Origin of the sequence: Mesorhizobium sp. B2-4-7 (genome assembly GCF_006442685.1) — a bacterium.
Classification (GTDB): domain Bacteria; phylum Pseudomonadota; class Alphaproteobacteria; order Rhizobiales; family Rhizobiaceae; genus Mesorhizobium.
In genome coordinates, this window is the sequence record NZ_VFVH01000014.1 from 138,773 (window position 1) to 148,773 (window position 10,001).

Consider the following 10,001-nt stretch of genomic DNA (forward strand, 5'->3'; position numbering starts at 1 on the left):
TACCGAACTAATAAAGAGAAAATTGCCTAGATATTTGGCTTTGTAAATTTAAATAAAAGCAAACGGCTCCATATCCTATTAATCTCCTCGGGATGAAGCACGACATATATGGTGCGCCTCTTTCGCTGTTGGTCGAGGATTGATCTAAGGTTGGATCCGGTAAGAGATATGCCGAAATCCGACGGGCCCGAATAGGCTTGGCCGAGCATGCGATCCAGCATCAACTCTCCCAAGGCCGGAGTGTAACGCGCAGAGCTCCAGTACCACCGCATCGTCTGATGACGATCGCCCGGATCCGGAATGTCTTCCATTGTAACGGAGTTATAGCCGCTAAAATCCCACAGTTTCACTTCAGACGTGGCTGTCTTGGATGCGTTGACCTGACTTACGGTATACGTCAGATCCACACGCCAGCGGTCGTAAACCGGGAGTAGCCCCATGGCCCTGAGTGCTTCCATCTGACGAGCATGTATCGGCGAAATGAAGAGCGTGACGTCTACTCCAGCGGCGGTGAGACGATCCAGCAGGTCATGCAACAGGCCGATTCTGGTGATGTCATAATCGAAGCTGCCGGGAGACGAAAACTCCGCCATCAACCGATTCAGCCTCTGGTCGGACACCTGTCTGTAGCTGTAATTATGTGCCAACATGATCTGGTGAAAACCGTCTTCCTTGTCGGTCTCCCGAAATCCAATGCTGTTGGCGTGCACCGTCCGCAAAGCGTCGATAAAGCTTTCGGGGGAGAACAGGGACCGCGCATAAACGATAGGCATTGGAACTCCGGCAAAGCCGGACTCCGGAAAATCTTGGGTTTCCGTTCGGTCCGCCTCAAACATGGAGAAATCGAGATTGACGATCATCCGGCGGGGTGCGCCGTGAGCCAGGGCGAACATGCCAATGTCATAGAGTTCGACCATGCTCGCATGCGGAACCGCGGCATTGTAGGCCTTCAGCCTAGCTAGGCTCGGTCCGGCGGGATCAAGCCCGACGCGCGCCCGCGAGCCGCCGAGGATCAAAGTGTCGTAGTCGGTGAGCCATAGACGTAGTGAGCGCTCGGCTGTCGTACCGATCGAAAGGCGATGTGTCTTTTCGGCATTGAAATCAGGAATCTCCAGATGATGGTTGATCCCATATGGATCGACAACAAAAACGAAAGCGGCAGTCCCAAGTTCTAGCAGAATACCGATGGCTGCAACCCTTGCGGCCAACCGTGGCAGGCGCGATCCAGACGTCCTCAACGGCCCGCCCGACTGCAAAACCTGCGAGCCCATGAACTCGGGCATGGTGGCGTGTCCCGCGGCGCTGATCCCCTCTCGGGTGAAGATCTTGTAAAAGGTCAGGCAGAGAATTTTCAGGTCAAGTGCGAAGGTCCGGTGATCGACATACCAGACGTCCAGGACGAAGCGGTTCTCCCAATCAAGTGCGTTGCGGCCGTTCACCTGCGCCAAACCTGTGATGCCGGGAATGACTTGGTGACGACGCGCCTGCTCAGGGCTATAGCGGGGGAGATACTCCATCAAGAGGGGACGAGGCCCGACGAGGCTCATCTCACCCCGCAATACATTGATCAATTCGGGCAGCTCATCAAGGCTGCTTGCGCGCAGAAAGCTGCCAAAGCCAGTCAGCCTGTCAGCATCGGGAAGCAGCCGGCCATGACGATCCCGACGATCGGTCATCGTTCTGAGCTTGATTATCTTGAATGGTTTCCCGTGCAGGCCGGGACGTTCCTGGCGGAAAAAAACAGGCCGCCCAAGAAGCAGCGCGACTGCTATTGAAAGCACCGCGATGAAGGGCGACATCAGCAGCAGAAGGCAGGCGGCACCGAGCAGGTCGAACGTGCGTTTCATGAGCGATGCTCCTTTCATCGGCATGCCTGCCGCAGCTCGCTGATACGTCCTCTGGCCAACCGCAAGGCTTCGTAGTGGTCAAAAGCCAGGCCACGCCACGGGACACAATCTCGAAGTCTACATGTGCCTTGTGTCTTGAGACCGATCCCAATCAGGGACGATGTGCGGGCATTGCCTTCCACGCGCGACAGGTCGCCGCTTTTAGTTACATTGGCTGTAAAGTGCGCCTATCAAAGATCATTCTCCGGATGAACATCAGGATATGTGCGCCAGATTTGAAAACGCTCGAGGTGTTCTTGTCCGGCATCGGATATTTTTCATTCGTAGATCGCGCACCTGAATAACTGAGTTCGTGATCGATTGCCTTCATTTTCAGAATTTCGTCAAAGCGGAGTCCCATTTCTCCGCAATCTGCTGCATTGAGAACCGATCGATCGTTTTCCGGGCCGATCTACCCATTTTGTGGCGAAGAGCATTGTTTCGCATCAGGCATGCCATCGCGGATGCCAACTCGGCAACATCGTCGACTGGTACCAGCAGACCCGAAACGCCTGGTTCGATGATTTCGGATGGACCGAAATCGCAGTCCGTTGCGACGACGGGCAGGCCTGCCGCCATCGCCTCGATCAGCACGTTGGGAAAGCCTTCGTAGCGTGACGGCAGGACAAAGAGGGAGGCGTCGCGCGCCCATTCGCCCGGACGCTCGGTAATGCCGGCAAGCTTTACCCTGTCCTCCAAATCCAACGCATCGATCTGACGTTGAAGAAGAACCCGATCAGGTCCCTCGCCGAAGATTGTCAACGCCCATGCCGGAAACTCGGTAGTGATTTTAGCAAACGCCTTTATCAGCGTGTCGAAGCCTTTCTGTTCCACCAGGCGTCCGACGGCGACCAGGCGAAACATCTCATTGCCATGGTCTTTGTAGGCATCGGTCGCCTCGCACGGATTTCCGATGACCTCGCAAGGATTTCCGATAACGTGGGCTTTTTTTCTGAGCGTATCCGGAAGCGTCTTGACAATCGCATCAGTCTGCATGACGAGCCGATCCGCCTGCCGAAGTATGATGCCAGAAACGAGCCGCCAAGCGGCGTGTTTTTTCTGCGCTTTGGGATTGTTTCTTTCCGAGATAATAACCCGGATGCCAAGATTTTTCGCCGCCAGCAGGCAAAGAATATTAATCTTTGTTAGAAATGAAACGATCAGAGTGGGCTGAAGCTGCTTGAATTCCGCGCGCAACACGACCACGCGCCGCAAGCTGCGGACAAATCCGAGTTTCGAAAGCCGCGAAGCTCCATCCTCTACAAGTCTGTGGACGGTGACCTTCGGGTGCAGGGCAAAATAGCTCTTGTCTTGCTCTCCCACGAAAGCAAATAGATGGACTTCATCTCCGCGCCTGCATCGATCTGCGGCAAGCAGACTGACGACGCGCTCCGTCCCTCCTGCACCCAGGCCCGCCTGCACAATCGCAAGTCGCATTTACTCCCCTCTTAACGTCAGGACGTCGATGGATTATTTCCATACTTCTCGGCGATCTCCGCCAAGTTGCTGCATGGATTGGTGGAAAGGGATTCGACGACAGGAAGATCTCTCTTGATCGTCTCGCCTTGGCCGTGTTCATCCATGAATTGGCGGCGAAGTTCATACCAGCCGCATGCGAGCCGCGTTCCGCCACGGGCAAGCAGTTCGATCGCGGCTGGAGTTAGCCAGTCGATGCAGGTCTGCTCAATGAGTTCGGCTTGCGCATCACTAAGATGATCGGAAAAGCCGCCGACCTTGCCGGGACGCGCATGCTGGCTTTCGCCATCGTGGGCCGCTAGGCCGCCCGCCATCTCATGCTCACGCATTACATCGAAACGCGAGGCGTCGATAGAATCCTGAAGCGCGCGCACGGACGGTGTGTGGCCGAGAAATCTCAGGATACGCGTGCAGGCACCCATAGGGTCCTCCGTCAGTTCCCCATAGCCCAATACTGCACTTACGTGATGCTTTAGACCTCTACCCCAATCATTCAGATATACTATCAGAGCCGGCAGGCCTTGTTCGCGATCGGCAATGAACGCGTCCATGGTGCCTTCGAAGCAGCGTTTGTGACGTGTGGCATCGAAATAAGCTGACACGATTACGTCGCGCGGATCTCGAGTCATGAAGATGATGGGTCGGTTGAGAAAAAGCGAGCGTCTATAGGTGAGGTGCGAAACCAGGACGAGCGGCACACGATGGCGCTCATCTGTGTAACGAAAAGCCGGGATGCCCCTCGTCGGATCGAGATCGAAATCCGGAAGAACCTCGAACATTGGCGAAAGATGGACATTTTCGCCGTTGGCGTGGCGACGAAAGTATTCCGAAAGGATATGTCTAAGCTGGGTTGCTCCGGATTCGGGATAGGAGACAAGAAACGCGTCTGCGCCCGACGCAGCCCAGGTCATCCTGATCCGGGCGTCGATCTTATGCAATGTCAGACGGGTGGTCGTCAGCATGGTGACAGGTCTTCAGTCCTTGGGGATCGTAGCGCAGCATGTATGACGTCGCAGTCGAAGGACGCGATGGGCGGGCTGCCGGCCATGGCCTTGAGTGGTACCGCGCAATCTTCGTAGCGGGACGAAAGCACAAATGCGTCGGCGTCCAGAAAGCAGGATCGCCATGCGTAGCAGATCAGATCCGCCCTTCCCGACTGTAGTGGCGCTGCGATCCAGGAATGCCAAGCCGGCGAAGCTGTCCATCGCGTATTCCAATCCCGCTGTCGCAACCCCTAAATACCCAGCTTTCTTTGAAGGGACGAGTTGCACATAGGGATGCATCGCCGGCTGCCGTTTACCTCTAAAGGAGGACTTGGGCGCAGAAACGAAGCAGACAATAGAAGAGATCTGTGTCCATCTATCGCTCACGCCGGTGAGTTGGAGCCCTGAATTCATGCGCATAGCCTTTGTCGGTGCGGTGGAGGGATCTCGGGTCGCATTCGATGCCCTTGTCGAAGCTGGCATGACGCCTTCGCTGCTTGTCACCCTTGCGGGCGAAGCTTCCAAACGCCATTCCGATTTCGTCGATCTGGCGGGGCCGGCACGTCTGGCCGGGGCCGCGGTCCACCTGACCAAGGACATCAATGCGCCCGACACGATCGACAGGCTCGAAGCCGAGCGGCCCGATTTGACGATGGTGGTCGGCTGGTCGCAAATCTGCCGCGGCGAATTTCGCTCGGTCGCCCGATATGGCTCGATCGGCTTTCACCCGGCGCCGTTACCGCGTTTTCGGGGCAGGGCGGTGATCCCCTGGACGATCATTGCGAATGAAAAGGAGACGGGCTCGACTTTCTTCCGGCTCGACGAGGGTGTCGACAGTGGCCCTATCGTCCTCCAGAAGCTTTTTGCCGTGGCACCGGACGAGACCGCGCGCTCGCTCTACGACAAGCACAAGCAGGCACTGTTCGAGATGACGCCGCTTGTCGTTTCGGCGATAAGTCGTGACAAGGCCGTGGGCGTCGCGCAGGACGAATCCCTTGCCAGCTATTGCGCAAAGCGCACGGCCGATGACGGAATAATCGACTGGAGCGATGCTGCCGAGAATGTCCTTCGTTTCGTCCGCGCCGTCGGCGATCCCTATCCGGGCGCCTTCACTTTCACTGCCGGTGCCAAGATCGTGATCGACAAGGCGCGCATGTTTGCCCCGCCTGGGCGCCATATCGGGCTGACCGGCCAGGTCCAAACTCATACCGACAGCGGCTTTACAGTGCTTTGTGGAGACGGAGCCGCCATTGAGGTGACATCCTGGCATGGCGAAAGGCCCAGGATACATGCCAAGCTGGCCTCGGCATGACCAACCTGTGTCGCGCCAAGGACCTAGGCGCGTGCACGGAGCACAGGTCTGCGCGCTTCAGGCGGCGATTGTCGGCCGCGACGGCCGTTCTTCCAGATACCAGCGTACGAAGGCGGTCACCCCGTCCTCGACGCTGGTGCAAGGGCGAAAGCCCGTAAGGGCCTCCAGCAGGCGGGGGTCGGCATAGGTTGCCCGCATGTCGCCAGCCTGCATCGGCAACATCTTGCGGATGGCGCGTTTGCCCAGGCAGTTCTCGATCGTCTTGATGAAAGGCAGCAGCCCGACAGGCTCGCCGCCGCCTATGTTGACGACACGCCACGGCGCGACGGGTGACAGCGTGTCGACGACGCCGGGAGCGGACGCCGCGCGACCTGTCGCAGGCGTGCATTCGACGAGTCGGACGATGGCTTCGACGAGATCATCGATATAAGTGAAATCGCGCTTCATCAGGCCTTCGCCATACACTTCGATCGGACGGCCGTTCTCGATCGCGTCGACAAATTTGAAGAGGGCCATGTCGGGCCGGCCCCAGGGGCCATATACGGTGAAGAAGCGGAAGCATGTGGTCGGCGTTCCGAAGATATGTGAATAGCAGTGCGCCATCGCCTCCATCGCCTTCTTCGTGGCCGCATAGAAGGTTAACGGCCAATCAGCCTTGTCGGTTTCGACGAATGGCATCTTGTCGTTCGCTCCATAGGCCGAGCTCGTGGACGCAAGGAGCAAATGCCGGGGCTTGAGATCACGCGCAAGCTCAAGGACGTTGAACGAGCCGACGAGATTGCTGTCCGTGTAACTTCGCGGATTGTCGATTGAGTAGCGGACACCGGCCTGCGCGGCCAGATGCACGATCACATCGGGCCGGGCGGAGTCCGCGGCGCGGCGAAGGGCATCCAGGTCTTCCAGTTGGCCGATATGGGCGCGAAAGGCGTCGTATCTTTCAAGCAGGGCGTGTCGGGACTGCTTCAGGACGATGTCATAGTATGGCGTCATGCCGTCGAAGCCGGTGACGCGATGACCGTCGTCGAGCAGCCGGCGCGCCAGGTGAAAACCGATGAATCCTGCGGTGCCGGTGACCAGATACCTCATTCCGCGGCCGCGGCGAAAACTGCCTTGTCTCCGACCGCTCCCTCACCGATATTCACGTACTCGAAGCCGTGCTTGGAGATGTCTTCCCGCCGGTAAATGTTGCGCAGGTCGACCACCACCCGTTTCGACATCGTGCGGGACAGTCGTTCAAAATCCAGGGCGCGGAACTGATTCCACTCGGTCACGATGACCAGCGCGTCGGCGCCCTCGGCGCATTCATAGGCGCCTTCGGCATAGCTTACGCTTGTGCCGAGCACGATTTTCGCCTGTTCCATGCCTTCGGGGTCATACACTCGGACATGTGCTCCAAAATCGATCAAGGCCTGGATGATCGAGAGGGAAGGCGCTTCACGGATGTCATCGGTGTTGGGTTTGAAGGTAAGACCCAGCAAGGCCACTGTCTTTGCGCGGACATCTCCGCCGCAGGCAAATACGATCTTGCGCGCCATGGTGCGTTTTCGCTGGTCGTTCACGGCAACCGTCGTTTCGATCAGGCGCAATGGCGCGCCGCTGTCCTGCGCCGTCTTGACCAAAGCCAGCGTGTCTTTTGGAAAACAGGATCCTCCATAGCCCGGGCCGGCGTGCAGGAACTTTGAGCCGATGCGATTGTCGAGCCCGATGCCCCGCGCTACCTCGCGCACGTTCGCGCCCACGCTCTCGCAGAGATCCGCGATCTCGTTGATGAACGTGATCTTGAGCGCCAGGAAGGCGTTGGCCGCATATTTGATCAGCTCGGACGTGCGGCGGCCGGTAAACAGGATGGGTGCCTGGTTGAGATAGAGCGGCCGATACACCTCCGCCATCACCTCCCGGCCACGCTCGTCCGACGGGAGGCCGATAACGATCCGGTCTGGTCGTTTGAAGTCGTCGATCGCGGCTCCTTCGCGCAGGAATTCCGGGTTGGAGACGACGGCCACATCGGCTAGGGGATTGCATTGGCGAATGATCCGTTCGACCTCATCCCCCGTGCCCACCGGCACCGTGGATTTGATTGCCACCACGGTGAACCCGTGAACAGCGGCCGCGATTTCCCGGGCCGCTTCGTAGACATAGGACAGATCGGCATGGCCGTCGCCTCGCCTCGAAGGCGTCCCGACGGCAATGAACACCACGTCCGCATCGGCGACTGCCGCTGTAAGCGTGCTGGTGAAGGTGAGCTGGCCGCTCGCGGAATTCTTGTCGACGAGGTCGTCGAGACCTGGCTCATAGATCGGCATTCTTCCGGCCTGGAGATCGGCAATCTTGGCCTCCGCCTTATCGACGCAGACGACTTGATGGCCGAAATCAGCCAGGCAAGCGCCCGATACAAGACCCACGTAACCCGAACCAACAATCGCGATGCGCATGTAACCGCCACTCTGATGATGACAACTGACGCGATTAAGCCAGCAGCGGCCAAGAAAATGGAGTGCGCAATCGGATAAGACATTACCACTTCCGAGACCTGGTATGGGCCCGGACGGTCGTCTGGCGCGGTTTGACAACGCTAAGTGCTGATGGCCATTGCAAATGGACGAGACGAGATGATCTGGCGCGCAGCCACGCTCGGCTGCAAGCCGGCTGACGGCGCTTCATTGGCGCGTCGATTGCTTGAGTTCATTTTCCGTCAAAATTCCGGTCGGCGGCCGTTTGGTCTTTTTGCCATGCTCTTAGAGGTAGTTCGGTTCTCGCTTCAACTTGCCGTCCGGGAGCCGAGTCAGGAAATTGCCCTCGAACAGCCTCGCCTGAGCATGATAGATCTTCGTCCGGGTGAGACTGCGCGCTGGAGTGTTCTGCCGTGACGAACAACGCTAGGCAGAGCACGCCGAGGCCGGCAGGGCGTTTTTCCGGTCCATGCAATGGAATTGTTGCGGGTTGCGCGCGGTCGCATTTGCCGGCGAACATTCAAAGAATGTAGCTGTGCGCCTCGCTTTCCGTCGCACTGTCAGCCGCGGAGACAGGCTTGGCGAAGAGGAAGGCACCATCTCGCGAGAACAGATCCGCCGGCATCATCTGGAACTCGCGCTGCGAATGCGGGACATCCAATTCACGATCGACAATATGCCAGAGGCTGTTGAAGAACGATCCGTCGGCTTGCCTCATGCTTTCCCCCCGAAGCGGCTTTCTCGATGAGAAAACCGTTGCTGGATTGGCCCACATGTCGGCAATGGCGATATCGTAATAGCCGGGATGCGCGGCATTGGGTTTGATAATCGCGAAGGGCGTGTTCTTTTCCGGCCAGCCTACGCGGCCAACAGTCAGGCACTCTTCCGGCTCGGGCAATCTTGCCTCCACAAGATAGGCCAGTGCCGCATCGATGCCGCCGATTTCCGAAACGATGCACGATGTCAGTCCCGCGCGGGCAAGCTGCATCAGCTTTCGAGCCTCTTGTTCATCCATATCGGCCCATCTCAGGAAAGCCATCCATTGCTGGTGCAGGCAGTCGTCCTTGGCCTGGCAAAGAAGTCGTCCTGCCTCCAAAGCGGATTCGACCCTCCTCCTGTCCGCCTCCGCGAAGGCTTCCCGCGCAGGGCGAATTCGGCCGGCAATTTCCATCAGGTCATTTGAGATGTTTTTCATATCCTCCTCCCCAGGCGGATTTCTAATCTGATTTATGCGCTCCATGATGCGTTGGTTTTGTATTGCGTAGAAGGCCATCACGGGAACGCGTGAGATATCTTAGTGGCGTGGCCAACCTATTCTTTTGAGCAAGGGTCCCACTTCCGACTGTCGGCTGATCCGCGCGCGATTGTGTTCGCTACTACTTGCTGCCATAGCTTCGCTTTCGTCATTGTCGGCGTCGCCTGGTCCACACGACGACGTCTGCAAATTCTGCCGTCCGATCCGCCGAACGCCGTCTGCCGGGCGGTATGCGCGCGGTGGATGCTCGGGACCCAACGCTGGTCGCGACATGCAAGGCTTGTGGCTTAATTTTTCGACGATTGAAGAATGCGCGTACCCTATCATTTCGGTTATGGTGCTCATCCAACCAGACCTGGAGACCTGCGCAGTAAGGAGTAGTCAGAAGAGCTGGAGAAAGCCCGAATGACGGCGAAGGAAGAAAATCCACACGCCTTTGGGCGAATGGAAGTAGGCGCCGTATCTTTCAACGAACTTGCACGCCCAAGGCTCTTGAAGTCATAGCGAAGGGCAATCTGGCTTGAAGAGTGGGGCGATCCGGAACTCCATGACAGCAGTGGCCATCACAGCACCCGCTCGGGCGGGTTGGCGGTTTCGACAGCCGAGCGTCATTCCGGGTTTCGGATTGACGCTCGGCTT

General features: G+C 57.9%; 8 protein-coding genes and 1 pseudogene. 3 read left to right on the plus strand and 6 right to left on the minus strand.

The window, feature by feature from the left end; genetic code table 11:
- Positions 1 to 26 precede the first annotated feature (26 nt).
- The 3 genes from FJ946_RS31590 to FJ946_RS28510 all read right to left on the minus strand — a co-directional run bounded on the left by FJ946_RS31590 (position 27) and on the right by FJ946_RS28510 (position 4,324).
- Positions 27 to 1,847: a sugar transferase gene (locus FJ946_RS31590; RefSeq protein WP_140498431.1), complete on the minus strand. Its 1,821-nt coding sequence runs from the start codon at positions 1,845 to 1,847 to the stop codon at positions 27 to 29.
- A gap of 372 nt (positions 1,848 to 2,219) precedes the next feature.
- Positions 2,220 to 3,323 (minus strand): glycosyltransferase family 4 protein, encoded by a 1,104-nt coding sequence (locus FJ946_RS28505; RefSeq protein ID WP_140567303.1) that lies wholly within the window; start codon positions 3,321 to 3,323, stop codon positions 2,220 to 2,222.
- 17 nt (positions 3,324 to 3,340) lie between these two features.
- On the minus strand, positions 3,341 to 4,324 hold the full coding sequence (locus tag FJ946_RS28510; RefSeq protein WP_140513529.1) for a sulfotransferase domain-containing protein: 984 nt from the start codon (positions 4,322 to 4,324) through the stop codon (positions 3,341 to 3,343).
- 433 nt (positions 4,325 to 4,757) lie between these two features.
- On the opposite strand from FJ946_RS28510, the gene FJ946_RS28515 reads away from it, so the two are divergent.
- Positions 4,758 to 5,657 (plus strand): formyltransferase family protein, encoded by a 900-nt coding sequence (locus FJ946_RS28515; RefSeq protein WP_140513531.1) that lies wholly within the window; start codon positions 4,758 to 4,760, stop codon positions 5,655 to 5,657.
- A gap of 57 nt (positions 5,658 to 5,714) precedes the next feature.
- Here FJ946_RS28515 and FJ946_RS28520 read toward each other — a convergent pair whose 3' ends face one another.
- A complete protein-coding gene (locus FJ946_RS28520; RefSeq protein ID WP_140732303.1) occupies positions 5,715 to 6,743 on the minus strand; it encodes an NAD-dependent epimerase/dehydratase family protein in 1,029 nt (342 codons plus the stop codon).
- A complete protein-coding gene (locus tag FJ946_RS28525; protein WP_140525324.1) occupies positions 6,740 to 8,089 on the minus strand; it encodes a UDP-glucose/GDP-mannose dehydrogenase family protein in 1,350 nt (449 codons plus the stop codon). The genes FJ946_RS28520 and FJ946_RS28525 overlap by 4 nt, the downstream gene beginning before the upstream one ends.
- Positions 8,090 to 8,266: 177 nt before the next feature.
- Between FJ946_RS28525 and FJ946_RS28530 the strand changes: the two genes are divergently transcribed.
- Positions 8,267 to 8,524: a hypothetical protein gene (locus FJ946_RS28530; protein ID WP_140567308.1), complete on the plus strand. Its 258-nt coding sequence runs from the start codon at positions 8,267 to 8,269 to the stop codon at positions 8,522 to 8,524.
- A gap of 103 nt (positions 8,525 to 8,627) precedes the next feature.
- On the opposite strand, the gene FJ946_RS28535 is transcribed toward FJ946_RS28530, so the two are convergent.
- Complete coding sequence (locus FJ946_RS28535) at positions 8,628 to 9,302, minus strand: hypothetical protein (RefSeq protein ID WP_140567311.1); 675 nt, start codon at positions 9,300 to 9,302, stop codon at positions 8,628 to 8,630.
- Positions 9,303 to 9,909: 607 nt separating this feature from the next.
- Between FJ946_RS28535 and FJ946_RS31595 the strand changes: the two are divergent.
- Positions 9,910 to 10,001: pseudogene (locus FJ946_RS31595) on the plus strand (molybdate ABC transporter permease subunit); the annotation flags it as partial.